General features: G+C 67.9%; 14 protein-coding genes. 9 read left to right on the top strand and 5 right to left on the bottom strand.

The window, feature by feature from the left end; genetic code table 11:
- Positions 1–358: 358 nt before the first annotated feature.
- The 7 genes from LGN17_RS17160 (at position 359) to LGN17_RS17190 (ending at position 8,671) form a co-directional block, all read left to right on the top strand.
- Complete coding sequence (locus LGN17_RS17160; RefSeq protein ID WP_226197862.1) at positions 359–1,591, top strand: aspartate aminotransferase family protein; 1,233 nt, start codon at positions 359–361, stop codon at positions 1,589–1,591.
- Between the two features lie 30 nt (positions 1,592–1,621).
- Positions 1,622–2,674, top strand: a complete 1,053-nt coding sequence (aruF, locus tag LGN17_RS17165) for an arginine/ornithine succinyltransferase subunit alpha (protein ID WP_226197863.1) — start codon at positions 1,622–1,624, stop codon at positions 2,672–2,674.
- Positions 2,671–3,702 (top strand): arginine N-succinyltransferase, encoded by a 1,032-nt coding sequence (gene astA, locus LGN17_RS17170; RefSeq protein WP_226197864.1) that lies wholly within the window; start codon positions 2,671–2,673, stop codon positions 3,700–3,702. The genes aruF and astA overlap by 4 nt, the downstream gene beginning before the upstream one ends.
- A 7-nt stretch (positions 3,703–3,709) precedes the next feature.
- Positions 3,710–5,173, top strand: a complete 1,464-nt coding sequence (gene astD, locus LGN17_RS17175; RefSeq protein WP_226197865.1) for a succinylglutamate-semialdehyde dehydrogenase — start codon at positions 3,710–3,712, stop codon at positions 5,171–5,173.
- Positions 5,174–5,187: 14 nt separating this feature from the next.
- On the top strand, positions 5,188–6,528 hold the full coding sequence (astB, locus tag LGN17_RS17180; protein WP_226197866.1) for an N-succinylarginine dihydrolase: 1,341 nt from the start codon (positions 5,188–5,190) through the stop codon (positions 6,526–6,528).
- Entirely contained in the window at positions 6,512–7,582 is a 1,071-nt protein-coding gene (astE, locus tag LGN17_RS17185; protein WP_226197867.1) for a succinylglutamate desuccinylase, read from the top strand. Before astB ends, astE begins: the two co-directional genes overlap by 17 nt.
- A gap of 294 nt (positions 7,583–7,876) precedes the next feature.
- Entirely contained in the window at positions 7,877–8,671 is a 795-nt protein-coding gene (locus tag LGN17_RS17190; RefSeq protein ID WP_226197868.1) for an ABC transporter substrate-binding protein, read from the top strand.
- A gap of 109 nt (positions 8,672–8,780) precedes the next feature.
- Here LGN17_RS17190 and LGN17_RS17195 read toward each other — a convergent pair whose 3' ends face one another.
- Both LGN17_RS17195 and cdpA read right to left on the bottom strand, forming a co-directional pair.
- Complete coding sequence (locus LGN17_RS17195; RefSeq protein WP_226197869.1) at positions 8,781–10,280, bottom strand: HDOD domain-containing protein; 1,500 nt, start codon at positions 10,278–10,280, stop codon at positions 8,781–8,783.
- Between the two features lie 27 nt (positions 10,281–10,307).
- Positions 10,308–12,050 carry a cyclic di-GMP phosphodiesterase CdpA gene (gene cdpA, locus LGN17_RS17200; protein WP_226198146.1) on the bottom strand — a complete coding sequence of 581 codons (1,743 nt, stop codon included), beginning with the start codon at positions 12,048–12,050 and terminating at the stop codon, positions 10,308–10,310.
- Positions 12,051–12,329: 279 nt separating this feature from the next.
- Here cdpA and LGN17_RS17205 point away from each other — a divergent pair, with 279 nt between their 5' ends.
- A complete protein-coding gene (locus LGN17_RS17205; RefSeq protein WP_175951777.1) occupies positions 12,330–12,881 on the top strand; it encodes a peroxiredoxin in 552 nt (183 codons plus the stop codon).
- A gap of 99 nt (positions 12,882–12,980) precedes the next feature.
- Here the strand turns inward: LGN17_RS17205 and LGN17_RS17210 are convergent, their stop codons facing one another.
- Positions 12,981–13,610: an NAD(P)H-binding protein gene (locus LGN17_RS17210; RefSeq protein ID WP_175967375.1), complete on the bottom strand. Its 630-nt coding sequence runs from the start codon at positions 13,608–13,610 to the stop codon at positions 12,981–12,983.
- Positions 13,611–13,904: 294 nt separating this feature from the next.
- Here LGN17_RS17210 and LGN17_RS17215 point away from each other — a divergent pair, with 294 nt between their 5' ends.
- A complete protein-coding gene (locus LGN17_RS17215; RefSeq protein ID WP_226197870.1) occupies positions 13,905–15,317 on the top strand; it encodes an NYN domain-containing protein in 1,413 nt (470 codons plus the stop codon).
- Positions 15,318–15,433: 116 nt separating this feature from the next.
- On the opposite strand, the gene LGN17_RS17220 is transcribed toward LGN17_RS17215, so the two are convergent.
- Together LGN17_RS17220 and LGN17_RS17225 are read right to left on the bottom strand one after the other, a co-directional pair.
- A complete protein-coding gene (locus LGN17_RS17220) occupies positions 15,434–15,817 on the bottom strand; it encodes a VOC family protein (RefSeq protein WP_226197871.1) in 384 nt (127 codons plus the stop codon).
- Between the two features lie 108 nt (positions 15,818–15,925).
- Complete coding sequence (locus LGN17_RS17225) at positions 15,926–19,234, bottom strand: efflux RND transporter permease subunit (RefSeq protein ID WP_226197872.1); 3,309 nt, start codon at positions 19,232–19,234, stop codon at positions 15,926–15,928.
- Positions 19,235–19,237: the final 3 nt, after the last annotated feature.

Below are 19,237 nucleotides of genomic sequence, written 5' to 3' on the forward strand. Positions count from 1 at the left end.
GGACACTTAGGCGAGGGCCACTCTGGTGACCATGGCACCGGGAAGTCATGCGTTTTCACAGCGCCTTTCTTTTGGTTACTTTTCTTTGGCAAGACAAAGAAAAGTAACCGCCGCCCCGCGCAGGGGCGACGCTAATAGACCGACACCATCACAGGCACTTCACGAAAACCGCAAGCAAACCACCCAAAACCCCCCAAAAAAACGAGACACGAAAACACGACCTCCCCCCGCCGGGAGGGCAAAATAAAGCGAACTATCCGCTTCCGATAGAACCCGTCGCAATTCCGCAAGACGCTTGCGTCACCCTTCCCTAAACTTGATCCTGTTGAACCCTCTTACGAAACCGAAAGGAACGACCATGACGACCTCGACCGTGACCCGCCAGACATTCGATGAAGTGATGGTGCCGGTATTTTCCCCCGCGCCGTTCGTGCCGGATCACGCAGAGGGCTCCCGCGTGTGGGACACGGCCGGCCGCGAATACATCGATTTCGCGTGCGGTATCGCCGTGACGTCGCTCGGCCACGGCCACCCGGAACTGCTGAAAGTCCTGGACGAACAAAGCCGCAAGCTCTGGCACATCGGCAACGGTTACACGAACGAGCCGGTGCTGCGCCTCGCGAAGCGCCTCGAATCGCTGACCTTCGCCGACCGCGCATTCTTCGCGAACTCGGGCGCGGAAGCGAACGAAGCCGCACTGAAGCTCGCTCGCCGGGTCGCATTCGATCGCCACGGCGCCGATAAAGCCGAAATCATCTCGTTCGTGCAGTCGTTCCACGGCCGCACGTTCTTCACGGTCAGCGTCGGCGGCCAGCCGAAGTATTCGGAAGGCTTCGGCCCCGTGCCGGCCGGCATCACGCACCTCCCATACAACGACATCGAAGCCGCCAAGGCCGCGATCGGCCCGCAAACCTGCGCGGTGATCGTCGAACCCGTGCAAGGCGAAGGCGGCGTGATCCCGGCCGATCCGGCCTTCCTGAAGGCGCTGCGCGAAGCCTGCGACGCCAACGACGCACTGCTGATTTTCGACGAAGTGCAAACGGGCGTCGGCCGCACGGGCCAGTTCTACGCTTACATGGATACCGGCGTCACGCCGGACATCCTGACGACCGCGAAGGCACTCGGCAACGGTTTCCCGATCGGCGCGATGCTGACGACGAACGAACTGGCCGCGCACTTCAAGGTCGGCGTGCACGGCACGACGTACGGCGGCAACCCGCTCGCATCGGCAATCGCCGACAAGGTCGTCGAACTGATCGGCGACCCGGCACTGCTCGAAGGCGTGCGCGAACGCAGCGTGCGTCTGAAGGGCGCGCTCGAACGCATCAACGCGCGCTTCGGCATCTTCAAGGACGTGCGCGGCAAGGGCCTGCTCGTCGGCGCCGAACTCACCGCCGCCTTCGACGGCCGCGCGAAGGACTTCGTCACCGCAGCAGCAGAGAACGGCCTGATCATGCTGATCGCCGGCCCGAACGTGCTGCGCTTCGTGCCGTCGCTGGTGATCCCGTTCGACCTGCTTGACGAAGGCATGAAGCGCTTCGAAAAGGCAGTCGAACAAGTGCTCGCCGCCCAGGAAGCCACCGCGCGCTGATCGGCGCATCCATCGCAGACAGGAACGACGATGCTATTTGTTCGCCCCGGCAAACTCACGGATCTCGATGCGCTCGCGCACATGGCGCGCACCGCGCAGCCGGTCCTGCACTCGCTGCCGCACGACCGCGCGGCGCTCGAGGCGCGCGTGGCGCTCTCCGAGGATTCGTTTCGCGCGGACGTCGACTTCGCCGGCGAGGAGTTCTACCTCTTCGTGCTCGAGGATTCGTCGACCGGCAAGCTGCTCGGCACGGCGAGCATCGTGGCCGCGGCCGGCTATTCGGAACCGTTCTACGCATTCCGAAACGACGCGCTGATCCACGCGTCGCGCGAGCTGCACGTGAACCGCAAGATCCACGCGCTCACGATGTCGCACGAGCTGACCGGCAAGAGCCGGCTGGCGGGCTTCTACGTTGATCCGTCGCTGCGCGGCGATGCGGCCGCGCACCTGATCTCGCGTGCGCGGATGATGTACATCGCCGCGAACCGCCGCCGCTTCACGCCCGAAGTGTTCACGCTGCTGCTCGGCGTGAGCGACGGCAACGGCGCATCGCCGTTCTGGGAAGCGGTGGGCCGCAAGTTCTTCGGCCGCAACTTCACCGACGTCGACATCGCGTCGGGCGGCCGCAGCCGTACCTTCATCGCGGAAGTGATGCCGGCGTATCCGCTCTACGTGCCGCTGCTGCCGGAAGCCGCGCAGCGCGTGCTCGGCGAGCCGAACGAATCGGCGCTGCTCGCGTACGACATCCATCTCGAGGAAGGCTTCGAACCCGACCGCTTCGTCGACATCTTCGACGCGGGCCCGGTGCTGACCGCGCAGGTCGATCGCACCGCGTGCGTGAAGCACGGCGCCGAGCGCATCGTGCGCGAGGCCGCGCACCAGCAGGGCGATGTCGCATACATGGTGTCGACAGGCAGCGGCGAATCGTTCCGCTGCGTGCTGGCCGACCTGCCGGCCGATGCGGGTGACGCGCCGCTGGCCGGCGACGTGCGCGCGGCGCTCAATGTGAAGGATGGCGATGTCGTGCGCTGCGTGCCGCTGCATCGCCGCGACGATGAAGATTTGAAGGGAGACGCAGCATGATCGTCGTTCGGGTCGTACAAACGGGCGACGTCGACGCGCTCGTGTCGCTCGCGAAGGAAACCGGGCCGGGCCTGACCACGTTCAAGCCCGACCGCGACGCGCTCGCCGCGCGCATCGAGCGCACGCGCCGCACGCTCGCGGGCGAGGCCGCGCCCGGCGAAGCCGGCTACTTCTTCGTGATGGAAGAATCGAAGACGGGCGACATCGCGGGCGTGTGCGGGATCGAATCGCAGGTCGGCCTCGAACAGCCGTTCTACAACTACCGCGTGAGCACGGTCGTGCATGCGAGCCAGGAACTCGGCGTGTGGACGCGGATGTCCGCGCTGAACATCTCGCACGACCTGACGGGCTATGCGGAAGTGTGCTCGCTGTTCCTGAGCCCGCGTTATCGCACGGGCGGCGTGGGCGGCCTGCTGTCGCGCTCGCGCTTCATGTTCATCGCGCAGTTCCGCGAGCGCTTTCCGGAGCGCATCTGCGCGGAATTGCGCGGCCACTTCGACGAAGACGGTACGTCGCCGTTCTGGCGCGCGGTCGGTTCGCACTTCTACCAGATCGATTTCAACGCGGCCGACTATCTCAGTTCGCACGGCCGCAAGTCGTTCCTCGCGGAACTGATGCCGCGCTACCCGGTGTACGTCGACCTGCTGCCGCAGGACGCGCAGGACGCGGTCGGCCTCACGCACCGCGACACGCTGCCGGCCCGCAAGATGCTCGAAGCGGAAGGGCTGCGCTACCAGAATCACGTCGACATCTTCGACGCGGGCCCGGTGCTCGAATGCCACGTCAACGACCTGCGCACGGTGCGCGAGAGCGTCGTCGTGCCGGTCGCGATCGGCGTGCCGGATGCGCGAGAGGATGCACCGAAGTCGCTCGTGTCGAACACGTCGCTCACCGATTTCCGCGTCGGCGTCGCACCGGGCGTGGTCGAGAACGGTTCGTTCGTGCTGTCGGCCGACGATGCCGTCGCGCTCGACGTGAAGGCCGGCGATCCGGTGCGCGTGCTGCCGCTCAAAGTCAAACAGGGATAAACGAATCATGACGGAACTCTTCATCGACGGCGCCTGGGTCGCAGGCTCGGGCCCCGTGTTCGCTTCGCGCAACCCGGGCACCGACGAGATCGCGTGGCAGGGCGCGAGCGCGTCGGCGGCCGACGTCGACCGCGCGGTCGCGAGCGCGCGCCGCGCATTCGCCGGCTGGTCGGCGCTCGACTTCGAATCGCGCTGCGCGGTCGTCAAGCGATTCGCCGCGCTGCTCAACGAGCGCAAGGAAGCGATCGCGACCGCGATCGGCCGCGAGACGGGCAAGCCGCTGTGGGAGGCGCGCACCGAAGTCGCGTCGATGGCCGCGAAGGTCGGCATCTCGATCCAGGCCTACCAGGAACGCACCGGCGAGAAGCGCCAGGACATGGCCGACGGCGTCGCGGTGCTGCGCCACCGCCCGCACGGCGTCGTCGCGGTGTTCGGCCCGTACAACTTCCCCGGTCACTTGCCGAACGGGCATATCGTGCCCGCGCTGATCGCCGGCAATGCGGTCGTGTTCAAACCGTCGGAGCTCGCACCGGGCGTCGCGCGCGCGACGGTCGAAGTGTGGAAGGAGGCCGGGCTGCCGGACGGCGTGCTGAACCTCGTGCAGGGCGAGAAGGACACGGGCATCGCGCTCGCGAACCATCGGCAGATCGACGGGTTGTTCTTCACGGGCAGCTCGGACACCGGCACGCTGCTGCACAAGCAGTTCGGCGGCCGTCCGGAAATCGTGCTCGCGCTCGAGATGGGCGGCAACAACCCGCTCGTGATCGGCGAAGTCGAAGATATCGACGCGGCCGTCCATCACACGATCCAGTCGGCGTTCCTGTCGGCCGGCCAGCGCTGCACGTGCGCGCGCCGCATCTTCGTGCCGCAGGGCGCGTTCGGCGATCGCTTCCTCGCGCGCTTCGCCGACGTCACGTCGAAGATCACGGCCGACGTGTTCGACGCCGATCCGCAGCCGTTCATGGGTGCGGTGATCTCGGCGCGGGCGGCGGCGAAGCTCGTCGACGCGCAGTCGCACCTGATCGAGCAGGGCGCGAAGCCGATCATTGCGATGACGCAGCGCGATCCGCGCCTCGGCTTCGTGAACGCGGCGATCGTCGACGTGACGGGCGTCGCGAACCTGCCGGATGAAGAACACTTCGGCCCGCTCGCGCAGATCGTCCGCTACGCGACGCTCGACGACGCGATCGCGCGCGCGAACGACACGGCGTTCGGCCTGTCCGCCGGCCTGCTCGCCGACGACGCGAAGGCATGGGAGCACTTCCGTCGCACGATCCGCGCCGGGATCGTCAACTGGAACCGGCCGACCAACGGCGCATCGTCCGCCGCGCCGTTCGGCGGCACCGGCCGCTCGGGCAACCATCGCCCGAGCGCGTACTACGCGGCCGACTATTGCGCGTATCCGATGGCGTCGGTGGAAAGCACGCAACTGACCTTGCCCGCGAGCCTGTCGCCGGGCCTGCATTTCTGATCGAGGGAACGACGATGAACGCACAAGAAGCCAATTTCGACGGGCTCGTCGGCCCGACCCACAACTACGCCGGGCTGTCGTTCGGCAACGTGGCGTCGCTCAACAACGAAAAGTCGGCCGCGAACCCGAAGGCCGCGGCCAAGCAGGGGCTGCGCAAGATGAAGCAGCTCGCGGATCTCGGCTTCGCGCAAGGCGTGCTGCCGCCGCAGGAGCGGCCGTCGCTGCGCCTCTTGCGCGAGCTCGGCTTCTCGGGCAAGGACGCCGACGTGATCGCGAAGGCCGCGAAGCAGGCGCCCGAGCTGCTCGCCGCGGCGAGCTCGGCGTCGGCGATGTGGACCGCGAACGCGGCCACCGTCAGCCCGTCGGCCGATACGAGCGATGGCCGCGTGCACTTCACGCCGGCGAACCTGTGCAGCAAGCTGCATCGCGCGATCGAGCACGAAGCGACGCGCCGCACGCTGTCGACATTGTTCGCCGATCCCGCGCACTTTGCGGTGCATGAGGCGCTGACCGGCACGCCGGCACTCGGCGACGAAGGCGCGGCGAACCACACGCGCTTCTGCGCCGAATACGGCAAGCCGGGCATCGAGTTCTTCGTGTACGGTCGCGCGGAATATCGCCGCGGCCCCGAGCCGAAGCGCTTCCCGGCACGCCAGACGTTCGAGGCGAGCCGTGCGGTCGCGCATCGCCACGGGCTCGCCGAAGAAGCGACGGTCTACGCGCAGCAGGATCCGGACGTGATCGACGCGGGTGTGTTCCACAACGACGTGATTTCGGTCGGCAACCGCGACACGTTGTTCACGCACGAGCGCGCGTTCGTCAACAAGCAGGCGATCTACGACACGCTGACCGCCGCGCTCGACGCACGCGGCGCGCGCCTGAACGTGATCGAGGTGCCGGAGGCCGCCGTGAGCGTGAACGACGCGGTGACGTCGTATCTGTTCAACAGCCAGCTGCTGTCGCGCGCGGATGGCTCTCAGGTGCTCGTCGTGCCGCAGGAATGCCGCGAGAACGGGAACGTTGCGGCCTATCTCGACGAACTCGCGGCCGGCAACGGCCCGATTCGCGACGTGCTCGTGTTCGACCTGCGCGAAAGCATGAAGAACGGCGGCGGCCCGGCGTGCCTGCGCCTGCGCGTCGTGCTGAACGACGCGGAACGCGCGGCCGTCACGTCGAACGTGTGGATCAACGACACGCTGTTCGCGTCGCTCGATACCTGGATCGACCGGCACTATCGCGATCGCCTCGCACCGGAAGACCTCGCCGATCCGGCGCTGCTCGACGAATCGCGCACGGCGCTCGACGAGCTCACGCAGATCCTGCGCGTCGGTTCGCTGTATGACTTCCAGCGCTGAAGTCCGTATGGCCGCCGCGCTGCTCGACGACTTCCTCGCGTTCACGCTGACCGGTGGCGTGCCGTCCGCAACGGACGGTACCTGCGCCGCCGGTGCCGTGCGCTGGCAATGGCTCGGCGACGGGCTGCTCGCGCTCGAACCGGTGGCGGCCGAGGCCGCCGGCACGGCGCGCGAGAGCGTGCTCGTATCGGCTGGCGTGCACGGCGACGAGACGGCGCCGATCGAGCTGCTGTCGATGCTCGTGCGCGATCTCGCATCGGGGGCGCTGCCGCTCGCGTGCCGGCTGCTCGTCGTGCTCGGCAACGTGCCGGCGATGCGCGCCGGCGAACGCTATCTCGACGACGATCTGAACCGCCTGTTCAGCGGCCGTCACGCGCAGGTGCCCGCCAGCCGCGAAGCGCCGCGTGCCATGCAGCTCGAAGCCGCCGCCGCCGCGTTCTTCGCGGCCGCGCCGGCCGGCGCCGCGCGCTGGCATATCGACATGCACACGGCGATTCGCGCATCGGTGTTCGAGCAGTTCGCACTGCTGCCGCACACGGGCATGCCGCCGACGCGCACGATGTTCGAATGGCTCGGCGACGCGCAGATCGCGGCCGTGCTGCTGCATACCGCGAAGGGCAACACGTATTCGCATTTCACGGCCGAGCATTGCGGCGCGCTCGCGTGCACGCTGGAACTCGGCAAGGTGCGCCCGTTCGGCCAGAACGACCTGACGCGCTTCGCGCCGGCCGACCGCGCGGTACGCAAGCTCGTGTCGGGTGCCGCTCGCGAGGCTGGCGCTCGGGGCGGCTCTCCATCGTTGCCGCGCGTCTTCACGGTGATCGACCAGATCACGAAGCAGAGCGACGCGCTCGAGCTGTTCGTGGCGGCCGACGTCGCGAACTTCACCGCGTTTGCTCGCGGCACGGTGCTCGCGCGGGACGGCGACTACCGCTACACGGTGAAGCACGACGAGGAGCGCATCGTGTTCCCGAACCCGACGGTGAAGCCGGGTTTGCGCGCGGGCCTGCTCGTCATCGACACGACCCGCGAGACGGTCGCGGCGCTCGTCTGACGGTAATCGATTGCGCGTGGCCGCGGCGCCCCACGGCCCGCGCGTTGCGCTTGCGTATTTGCGACATCGTCTTGCAAGTTCGACGGGCCGCACGACTGACGTCGGCGCCCGCAGCGCAGCATCGCGTGTCGGCGGCTGCTTTGCCATGCCGGGCCGCGCGGATTGGTACAATCGCGGCCTTGCGGCTGTTGCGCCGCATCACGGCGCGGAGGCAGCATTGCCGTGGTCATCCGACCCTGCAATGATGCATGCGCCCGTAGTTCCGGAACATTCGAGTATCGAGGAGAACACCTGATGAAGTTGGATTGGCGTAAAGTGGCCGCGCATGCGGTGGTGGCGGCATCGACCGTGGCGGCAGGCAGCGCGATGGCAGCGGATCTGAAAGAGATCCGTTTCGGCGTCGAAGCCTCGTACGCGCCGTTCGAATACAAGACGCCCGACGGCAAGCTGACCGGCTTCGACATCGACATCGGCAACGCGGTGTGCGCGAAGCTGAAGACGAAGTGCGTGTGGGTCGAGAACGACTTCGACGGCCTGATCCCGGCGCTGCAGGCGCGCAAGTTCGACGCGATCAACTCGGACATGACGATCACCGACCAGCGCAAGCACGCGATCGCGTTCACCGATGCGATCTACACGATCCCGAACCAGCTGATCGCGAAGCAGGGCAGCGGCCTGCTGCCGACCCCGCAATCGCTGAAGGGCAAGCGCGTCGGCGTGCTGCAGGGCACGATCCAGGAAGCGTACGCGAAGAAGAAGTGGGCGCCGGCAGGCGTCGAGGTCGTGCCGTACCAGACGCAGGATCTGGCCTACGCCGACCTGAAGTCGGGCCGTCTCGACGCGACGTTCCAGGACGCGGAAGCCGGTTCGAAGGGCTTCCTGACGAAGCCGCAAGGGCAGGGCTTCGCGTTCGCGGGCGGTACCGTGAGCGATGCCGAGATCCTCGGCTCGGGCGTTGGTTTCGGCCTGCGCAAGAACGACGCGACGCTGAAGACCGCGCTCGATCAGGCGCTGAAGGAGCTGAAGGCCGACGGCACGATCGACAATCTCGCGAAGAAGTACTTCAGCGTGCCCGTGACGCTCAAGTAAGCGTTGCGTTCGATCGCACGATGCAAGCAAACCGGCCGCTGATGCGGCCGGTTTGTTTTTGGGAGGCGGGAATCGGCAGGAATAGGCGCGGCAGCGGCCGGCGGCCGCGTCAGGCCGGAAAGAACCGGCCCAGTTCGCGCGCGAGCTCGTTGAGCACGCTCATTTCCTGCTGCGTGACCTTGCGTGCAGGCTGCGCGCCGGCCCAGTCGCCGTACAGCAGCGCAACGGTCGTCGTGCCGACGCGCACGGGCAGCAGCACGAACGCGCGCGAGTCGCCGAATGCGTCGAGATACCACGCGGGCAGGCGCTTGCGCATCTTCGGCTCCTGCGCCTGCTCGATGAAGATGCCGACCGAGTTCGAGATCGCGAGATGAAACACGTCCGGCTCGAAGCGCTCGTCGAAGCGCAGCCGGTCGAGCGTCGTATCGACGCCGGGGCCGAAGCCGAGGCGTGCGGCGAAGATGCCGTCGTCGTGACGCACGAACATCACGGTGCGCGTGAACGCGAGGCCGGCCAGCAGGCTTTCCGATGCGAGCGCGAGCACCGGCGTCAGCACGTGCTCGGACGGCAGCGCACGCAGGTCCGCGAGGCCGGCTTCGAGGCACGCCTCGGGCTCGGCCTGTGCACGCGCGATCGCATCGGCGTTCGCGCGCAGCTCGACGATCTCGCGCATCACGGTGTCGCTCGCTTCCTCGCGCGCGAGCCGCTCGGCGATCTCGACGAGCGCGTCGGCTTCCATGTCGAGTTCCGCGCCATAGTGCTGCGCGAGCGCCGCGATGCGCGCGTCGCGCTGCGGGCTCGCGGGCATCACGAGCGCGCCCGCGACGTCGGTCGAGCAGCGGCTGATCGCGCGCAGCCAGCGCACGCGGGCGGCCGGGCCGTCATCGGTCGCATGGCCCGCATCGTGGTCGTGCTCTTCGTTGCCGAACGCGTCGGTGTGGACCACGTGGTCGTGGTCGGCCATCCCCGCGCGGATCACGTCGGGCAACCGCCAGCGCGCGGCCGCCTCGAGCCCGATCTCGTCGAAGCCGACGCCGAGCACATCGATGCAGGCGGCCGCTTCGTCGCCGTTCAGCTCGGCCGCGCGGCGGCGGATCCGGTCCCATTCGCTGTCGAGATAGCAGACCACGAGCAGCTTGCCGACCTGGCGCATCAGCGTGCAGACGACGGCTTCCTCGCCCGCGCGCAGTTCGGCGCGCTCGGTGAGCTTGCGCGCGACGCAGCCGGACAGCAGCGCGCGGTTCAGTTCGAGCTTCGCGTCGATGCGGCGCGGCGTACTGTGGTGGAAATGGTCGACGAGCTTGAGCCCGACGACCAGGTGGCCGACGGCGTCCATGCCGAGCACCATCAGTGCGCGGGTCACGGTGGTGATGTTGCCGCCGAACGCCATGTACATCGCGGAGTTCGCGAGCCGCAGCACTTTCTGCGTGAGCGCGAAGTCCGACAGCACGACGCGCACGAGCGCGGTGAAGTCGAGGTCGTCGTTCTTCATCGCGGCCATCGTCGCGCGCAGCGATTCCGACAGCAGCGGGAAATCGCCCCGTTCGTTCATCCGGGCCCACAGCTTGTCGAGCAATGCGGTGCGGGGCAAGTGTTCGGTGATTGACATACGGATCTGTCCGGTTCGCCGCGCGCGTCAGGCGGCGGCGTGCAGGTGCAGTTGCTGCGCCTCGAAGCGCCGCGCGAGCTCCTCGGACGGCAGCGCCTGGCAGACGAGCCAGCCCTGGATATGGTTGCAGCCCATCTCCGTCAGCAATTCGCGCTGCGCCTCGGTCTCGACGCCTTCCGCGACGAGCTCGAGATCGAGCGTCTGCGCGAGGCCGACCACCGCCGACACGATTGCGCGGTCGTTGCGCGAGGTCAGCAGGTTCTCGACGAAGCTGCGGTCGATCTTCAGCTTCGCGAGCGGGAAGCGCTGCAGATACGCGAGGCTTGAATAGCCGGTGCCGAAATCGTCGATCGCGAAGCGGATGCCGAGATCGGTCAGTTCCTCGAGCAGCCCCTTTGCCTGCGCGGGATCGTGCATCAACAGGCTTTCGGTGATCTCGAGCACGATGCGGCGCGGGTCGATGCCCGTCAGCGCGATCGCCTCGCGCACGCTCTGCGTGAAGCGCGGGTCGCGAAACTGCTGCGGCGACACGTTGACCGCCACGTACTGCAGCGCGAGCCCCTGGCGGTCCCAGGCGACGAGCTGCATGCACGCGGCCTTGAGCACCCAATTGCCGAGATAGTTGATCAGGCCGATCGATTCGGCGAGCGGAATGAAGGTCGCCGGCGGCACGAGGCCGTGCACCGGATGGCGCCAGCGGATCAGCGCCTCGACGCCGACCACCGCGCCCGACTGGCTGCGCGTGATCGGCTGGAAATGGAGTGAAAACTCGCCGTTGCGCACGCCGTCGTACAGGTCGGCTTCCAGCTTCAGCCGTTCGGCGTCGGCCGGATCGTCGACGGGCGCGTGGAATGCGAGCGCATTGCCGCCCGACGCCTTCGCCTGTGCGAGCGCGTGGTCGGCGCGGCGCAGCAGCGGGCTGTGGTGCTGCGCGCGATGGGGCGCCGAACGCTCGTCAGGGTAGAGCGCGATGCCGATGCTCGCGGACAGGTGCACGGTCTGCCCCTGGTACACGTAGGGCTCGCGCACCGCGGCCTGCAGCCGGCGTGCGAGTGCGTCCGCCGCGTTGCTCGCCTGCGTGCGGTCCGGTGCGCCGAGCACGACCGCGAACTTGTCGCTCGCGACGCGCGCGAGCTGCTCGTTCGGCGTGACGAGCGCCTTCAGCCGCTGCGCGGTCTCGCGCAGCAGCGTGTCGCCCGCGTCATAGCCGAGCGCACGGTTGATCCGCTGGTAGTCGTCGAGGTCGAGCAGCAGCAGCGCCGCACAGGTGCCGTCCCCGTCTGCGGTCTGCTGCGCGCGCATCAGCGCGGGCACGAGCGCGGACAGGTTGCCGAGCCCCGTCATCGGGTCGTGGTGCATTTCGTAAGTCAGGCGCGCCTCGAGCGCGCGCCACGACGACACGTCGAACGCCGCGATCGCGAACCCGTCGACGCCGTGGTGGCGGCTCTTGAACGCGCGGATCTCGACGTCCAGCGGGTAGGTGAGCGACTTGACGATGCACATCGTCGCCTTCTCGACCTGGCCCGAACGCGCGGCGCGCGCAAGCAGGCCTTCGAGCGCCGCGGTATCCTGTTCGGCGATCAGGTCGCGCAGCGTCAGCGTGTGCAGGTAGTCGCGGTGGTAGCCGATGAAGCGCAGGCTCGCGTCGGATACGTACAGAAAGCGCAGTTCGCGGTCGACATGGGCGAGGAAATCCACCGTGCCGACCGTCTGTTCCAGCCAGTCGCGCACGGAGTCGTCGCGTCGCGGCGCGCCGGCGCGCGCGGGCATCAGCGCGCCGCCCGACCAGGCGAAGCGGCGCAGCGTATGCAAGGCGCTGCGCCAGGAGCCCTTGCGTGACGTCTGTTTCCTGTTGGCTTCCATGTTTCTCGCTGACGTGAAGGGCTGGAACTGGTTGTCCGGAAGGAATAACGGCAGACTGTGCGGAATCTTTAACGGACCGGCCGCGGATGGCATGGCCGCTGGACCGGATCGGTCACGCGGGTGTTCGACAGCCGAACGCCGGCGAGGTCTACTTTGAGGCTGACTTTATAAGAAATGAGGACGCAGATGAAGCGAAAACTGTTGCTGGGCGCCGCCGTGGCGGCGCTGGTGGCCGGCCATGCGCTGGTGGCGCAGGCGGAATTGAAGCCGGGTGCCGCGGCGCCCGATTTCACGACGCAGGCGTCGCTGGGCGGCAAGACTTACACGTACTCGCTCGCGGACGCGCTGAAGCAGGGGCCGGTCGTGCTGTATTTCTACCCGGCCGCGTTCACGAAGGGCTGCACGATCGAGGCGCACGCGTTCGCGGATGCAGTGGATCGCTACAAGGCTTACGGCGCAACCGTGATCGGCGTATCGGCCGACAAGATCGACACGCTGACGAAGTTCTCGGTGAGCGAGTGCCGGAGCAAGTTCCCGGTCGCGGCCGATCCGGACGCGAAGATCATCCGGGAATACGACGCGAAGCTGCCGGCGATCGACCGGGCGAACCGCGTGTCCTACGTGATTTCGCCGGAAGGGAAGATTCTCTACGAATACACGAGCATGTCGCCCGACAAGCACGTCGAGAACACGCTCGCCGCCGTGAAGGCGTGGGCCGACGCGCATCCGAAGCAGTAAGCGGGCGAGTAAGCGGGCGCCCCGCGCGCCCAAGCGGCCCGTCGTGCGGGCCGCCGGTGCGGATCCCCGCGCCGCCGCGCGGCGGCGCGGGCGAGGCCGTTAGGCGCGCAATGCCTGCTCGATCGGCACGCTGCCGCCGACGAAGCCGACGATCTTGCGCGAGATACCGAGCTTGATCGCCTCGATCGCGGCCCAGGCCACATCCTGGCGCGACACGGGCGGGGCGCCTTCGAACCACGCGTCGGTCAGCGCGATCTTGCCGACGCCCGGGCCGTCCGCGAGCGGGCCGGGGCGCAGGATCACGTAGTCGACGCCCGACGCGATCACGCGCTCGTCGCCTTCGCGCTTCATCTGCGAATAGTGGCGCAGCGCGTCCGGGCCGAGTTCGGGCCGGTACGCGGACAGCGAGCTGATCACGACGAGCTTCTGCGCGTTGTAAGCCAGCGCGTATTCGGCCGCGCGGGCGACCGCGTCGCGGTCGACCTGCTCCTCTTCGGCCGCGCCTTCCGATTCGGCCGAACCGGCCGCGTAGATCACGTGCGAGATGCCCTGGAAGGCGTGCGAGAAATCGTTCGTCAGATCGGCCTCGACCACCCGCGCGCCCGCCAGCGCATAGCCGTGCCGGCGCACGAGCGCCGTGACCTCGAACTCCGGCTGCTTGAGCAGCAGATCCGCGCAGGCCTGGCCGGTTCGGCCGGTCGCGCCAATCAGCAGTACCTTCGTCGTCATGAAACCGCTCCTTGCTCGATGCGTCATCCTTCCAGATAGGGACGGACGACCGATAACTCAAGTGTAATGGCGATTCGCCGCCACGGCGGGTGTGTATTAAGGGGCGTACCGCCGGCACCTGCTCGCCGGGGGCTGCCCGACGCGGGCACGCGATCCGCGGGCGGCCGACACCGGCATTCCGGCCGCCATGCATTCACGCCGATGCGGGAATGACGCGCCGACCGGCTATCATGTGCGCGATGCATTTTTCGCCGATACGTCATACAACGCATCGGCCCACCGGTTGGAGTACACATGGCATTACCCCTGGACAACGTCAGCATGGCCGTGTTCTGCGACTTCGAGAACGTCGCGCTCGGCGTGCGTGACGCGAAGTACGAGAAATTCGACATCCAGCCCGTGCTGGAGCGCTTGCTGCTGAAGGGCAGCATCGTCGTGAAGAAGGCCTATTGCGACTGGGATCGCTACAAGGGCTTCAAGGCATCGATGCACGAGGCGAGCTTCGAACTGATCGAGATTCCGCACGTGCGCCAGTCGGGCAAGAATTCGGCCGACATCCGGCTCGTCGTGGACGCGCTCGACCTCTGCTACACGAAGTCGCACGTCGATACGTTCGTGATCATCAGCGGCGATTCGGATTTCTCGCCGCTCGTGTCGAAGCTGCGCGAGAACGCGAAGAAGGTGATCGGGGTCGGCGTGAAGAATTCGACGTCGGACCTGCTGGTCGCGAACTGCGACGAATTCATCTTCTACGACGATCTGGTGCGCGAGCAGCAGCGCGCGCTCGCGAAGCGCGAACAGCAGCGCACGGGCAACAGCGGCGTGAAGCGGCCCGACGAGCCGTCGCGCAAGCACGAGATGGACGCGCGCAAGGCTCAGGCAATCGCGCTGGCGGTCGAGACGTTCGACGCGCTCGCGTCGGAGCGCGACGACGTCGGCAAGATCTGGGCGTCGGTGCTCAAGAGTGCGATCAAGCGCCGCAAGCCGGATTTCAACGAGTCGTACTACGGGTTCCGCGCGTTCGGCAACCTGCTCGAAGAAGCGCAGGCGCGCGGCCTGCTCGAAGTGGGGCGCGACGACAAGTCGGGCGCGTTCGTGTCGCGGGCCCGCCAGCCGGCGGCCGCGGAGCAGGTGGCGCCGGCCGGTGACGGCGGCGCCCCGCACCACGGCACGCACCACGGGGCGCGCGCGGCGGAGCCGGCGCGGCCCGGGCGCGAGCCGCGACGTCGCGAGCAGCGGGCGGAAGCGGTCGTGCATGAACCCGCGCAGGTCGACGCGGAAGAGGCGGCGACCGAAGCGGTCGAAGCGCTGGAAGTGGCCGAGGTGCACGGCGACGCGAAGGATGGCCGCAAGCGTGCACGCAAGAGCACGGCGAAGAAGACCGCCGCGAAGAAGGGCGCTGCCGCGAAGAGCGCCGGCCGCCAGGCGGCCGGGAAGCCGGACGACGCCGGGCATGGCGCGGCGAAGCACGAAGGCGACAAGCACGCGCATGGCAAGCAGGCGGACGATGCGCATCGCGACGCGGAGCAGCGCGACGAGCGGCACGTTGCGGTGATGCACGCCGAGCCGGTGGTCGGCGATCCCGGCGGCGAGGCGGCTGCCGCGCCGGCCGAGGCGCTCGCCGAAGCCAAACCAAAGAAGCCGGCCCGCAAGGCGGCGGCGCCGCGCGCGCGGCGCCCGCGCAAGACAGCGGCAGCGGCCGAGTAATGGTCGGGTAACGGCCGAGCAAAGGCCGCCGGCCTCGGGTGTCGTCCGCAGCAGGCCGACACCCGGGCAGGCCACACCCGCCATAGCGGCCGGCGCAATGCCGGCCCGCAGCCGAACTAGCCGTTCAGCCCATAAGGCTGCGTCATCACTTCGAGGAAGTGGCCGTCCGGATCGTCGAAGTACACGCCGCGGCCGCCGTTGTGGCGGTAGATGTCATCGGGTTGCCGCTTCGCCGGATCGGCCCAGTGCGGCAGCCCGCGCTCGCGAATCCGCGCGAGCACGCGATCGAAGCCTGCTTCGTCGAGCAGGAACGCGTAATGCTGCGACGCGATCTCTCCCGACCGTTCATAAAAATCGAGCGACACGCCGTTGCCGAGCGGGACGACCAGCATCGCGCCGAACGGCGTCGGCGGCGGCAATTCCAGAAGCTCGGTGAGGAAGCGGCTCGACGCGCGTTTGTCGCGGCACCAGACGATCGTATGGTTGAGCTGGACGTTCATGGTGTGTCCCCGTGAAGGGCCCCGCGGTGGGCATGGACTCACGATAGCCGATCGTCGCAGCGGTTCAAGCGCGAAAAAAAACGGCCGCCCAACGGGCGGCCGCTTTCATCACTCCCCGGCGACCGCCGGCCCGCCCGGATTCGCGCGGCGGTTGCGCCGCTTCTCGGCCCACACGCGCAGCCGGTCCATGTACAGGTACACGACCGGCGTCGTATAGAGCGTCAGCACCTGCGACACGATCAGGCCGCCGGCGATCGCGATCCCGAGCGGCGCGCGCAGCTCGGCGCCGTCGCCGTTGCCGAACGCGAGCGGCAGCGCACCGAGCAGCGCCGCCATCGTCGTCATCATGATCGGGCGGAAGCGCAGCAGGCACGCCTCGTGGATCGCGTCGAACGACGACTTCCGGTTGTTGCGCGTCTGGTCGATCGCGAAGTCGACCATCATGATCGCGTTCTTCTTCACGATACCGATCAGCAGGATCACGCCGATCAGCGCGATGATGCTGAACTCGGTCTTGAACAGCAGCAGCGCGAGCAGCGCGCCGACGCCGGCCGACGGCAGCGTCGACAGGATCGTGATCGGGTGGATGTAGCTCTCGTACAGGATCCCGAGCACGATATAGACGGCCAGCAGCGCGGCGAGGATCAGGATCGGCTGGTTGTTCAGCGACTGCTGGAACGCCTGTGCGGTGCCCTGGAAGCTGCCGACGATCGTCGGCGGGACGCCGACCTGCGCCATCGTCTGGTAGATCACCTGCGTCGCCTGCGACAGCGACACGCCCGGCGGCAGGTTGAACGAGATCGTCGTCGCGACGAACAGCCCCTGGTGGTTGACCGACAGCGGCGTCGTGCTCGGCCCGAACGTCGCGATCGCCGACAGCGGGATCATCGTCGACTTCGACGTCGACACGGACGCGCCCGACGACGCGCTCGACTTGCCGCTGGCCGCGATCGAGTTGAGTGCCTGGTTGCGCGCGGAATCGGACGCGATCGCCGCGGCGCTCTGAGCGGCCGTGCCGGCGCTCGACGTGCCGGCGGACGTCGCGACGTAGGTGCCGGCCGCCGCGTTGGTGGTCTGCGAGCCGTTCGCGCTGCCGCCCGACGTGCTGATCCACACCTGGTTCAGCATCTCGGGGCTCTGCCAGTATTTCGGCGCGACTTCCATCACCACGTGGTACTGGTTCAGCGGGTTGTAGATCGTCGAGACCTGGCGCTGGCCGAACGCGTCGTACAGCGTATTGTCGATCTGCGCGGGCTTGATGCCGAACCGCGCGGCCGTCGCGCGGTCGATCGTCACCATCGCCTCGAGGCCGCCCTGCTGCTGGTCGGAGTTCACGTCGGTCAGCTCGGGGCGCTTCTGCAGCGCCTCGGTCAGGATCGGCCCCCACTTGTACAGGTCGGCGCTCGAATCGCCGAGCAGCGTGAACTGGTACTGCGCGTTGCTCTGCCGGCCGCCGACGCGGATGTCCTGTGCCGCCTGCAGGAACGTGCGTGCGCCCGCGACGTCCGACAGCGACGGGCGCAGCTGCTGAATCACCTGATCGGCCGACAGCTTGCGCTCGGTGCGGTCCTTCAGCGTGACGAACATGAAGCCGGAGTTGGTCTGCGTGCCGCCCGTGAAGCCCGCGACGCTCTTCACGTTCGGGTTGTTCTGCACGATCCGCATCATCTCGGAGAACTTCAGCTTCATCGCCTGGAACGACGTCGACTGGTCGGCCTGGATGCCGCCGATCATCAGCCCGGTGTCCTGCTGCGGGAAGAAGCCCTTCGGCACGACGATGTACAGGTAGACGTTCAGGCCGATCGTCGCGAACAGGGTCAGCAGGATCAGGAACGGCCGGCGCAGCGCCCACGACAGCGAGCGTTCGTAGCCGCGCTGCATGCGGCTGAAACAGCGTTCCAGGAAGCGCCCGAAGCGGCCTTCGCTTTGCGGGTCGTGCGCCTCGGGCAGCAGACGCGCGCACATCATCGGCGTGACCGTGAGCGACACCGCGAGCGATACGGCGATCGCAAGCGACAGCGTCAGCGCGAACTCGCGGAACAGCCGCCCGACGATGCCGCCCATCAGCAGGATCGGCAGGAACACCGCGACGAGCGAGATGCTCATCGACAGCACCGTGAAGCCGACCTCGCGCGCGCCGTCGAACGCGGCCTGCATGCGCGACTTGCCGTTCTCGATGTGCCGCGAGATGTTCTCGAGCACGACGATCGCATCGTCGACGACGAAGCCGGTCGCGACGATCAGCGCCATCAGCGACAGGTTGTCGATCGAGAAGCCGAGCAGGTACATCGCGCCGAACGTGCCGATGATCGAGATCGGTACCGCGACGCTCGGGATCAGCGTCGCGCGCCAGTTGCGCAGGAACAGGAACACGACCATCACGACGAGGCTGATCGCGATCAGCAGCGTATGCTCGGTGTCCTTCAGCGATGCGCGAATGGTGGTCGACCGGTCGAGCACGGGCGTGACCGTGATGTCGGCCGGCAGCGACGCGGTGAGCTGCGGCAGCGCGGCGCGCACGCGGTCGATCGTGTCGATGATGTTCGCGCCGGGCGAGCGGTAGAGGATCACGAGCACCGCGCGCTTGCCGTTCGACAGGCCGAGGTTGCGGAGATCCTCGACCGAATCGACGACGTCGGACAGGTCGGACAGCCGCACGGCCGCGCCGTTGCGGTACGCGACGACGAGGTCGCGGTATTGCGACGCCTCGGACGCCTGGTCGTTCGTATACAGCTGGTAGCGCTGCGGGCCGAACTCGATCGCGCCCTTCGGCGCGTTGGCGTTCGCGGACGCGAGCGCCGCGCGCACGTCCTCGAGGCCGATCCCGTAGTGGAACAGCGCCTGCGGCTCGAGCTCGACGCGCACGGCCGGGTTCGCGGAGCCGCTCACCGTCACCTGGCCGATCCCGTCGATCTGCGACAGCGACTGCTGCAGCACCGTCGACGCGGCGTCGTACAGCTTCGCGGCCGAAGACGTTTCCGACGTCAGCGACACGATCATGATCGGCGAGTCGGCCGGGTTGACCTTGCGGTAGGTTGGGTTGCTCTTCAGCGCGGCGGGCAGGTCGGCGCGCGCCGCGTTGATCGCGGCCTGCACGTCGCGCGCGGCACCGTCGATGTCGCGGTTCAGGCCGAACTGCAGGATGATCCGTGCATTGCCGACCGTGCTCGTCGACGTCATTTCGGACACGTCGGCGATCGAGCCGAGGTGCCGTTCGAGCGGGCTCGTCACGCTGGTCGCGACGGTCTCGGGGCTCGCGCCGGGCAGCGACGCCTGCACCGAGATGGTCGGGAAGTCGACCTGCGGCAGCGGCGACACCGGCAGTTTGACGAACGCGAACAGGCCCGCGAGCGCGACGCCGAGCGCGAGCAGCGTCGTCGCGACAGGGCGGGTGATGAACGGACGCGACAGGTTCATCGC

This window comes from Burkholderia sp. AU30280 (genome assembly GCF_020420125.1).
In the GTDB taxonomy this organism is placed as follows: domain Bacteria; phylum Pseudomonadota; class Gammaproteobacteria; order Burkholderiales; family Burkholderiaceae; genus Burkholderia.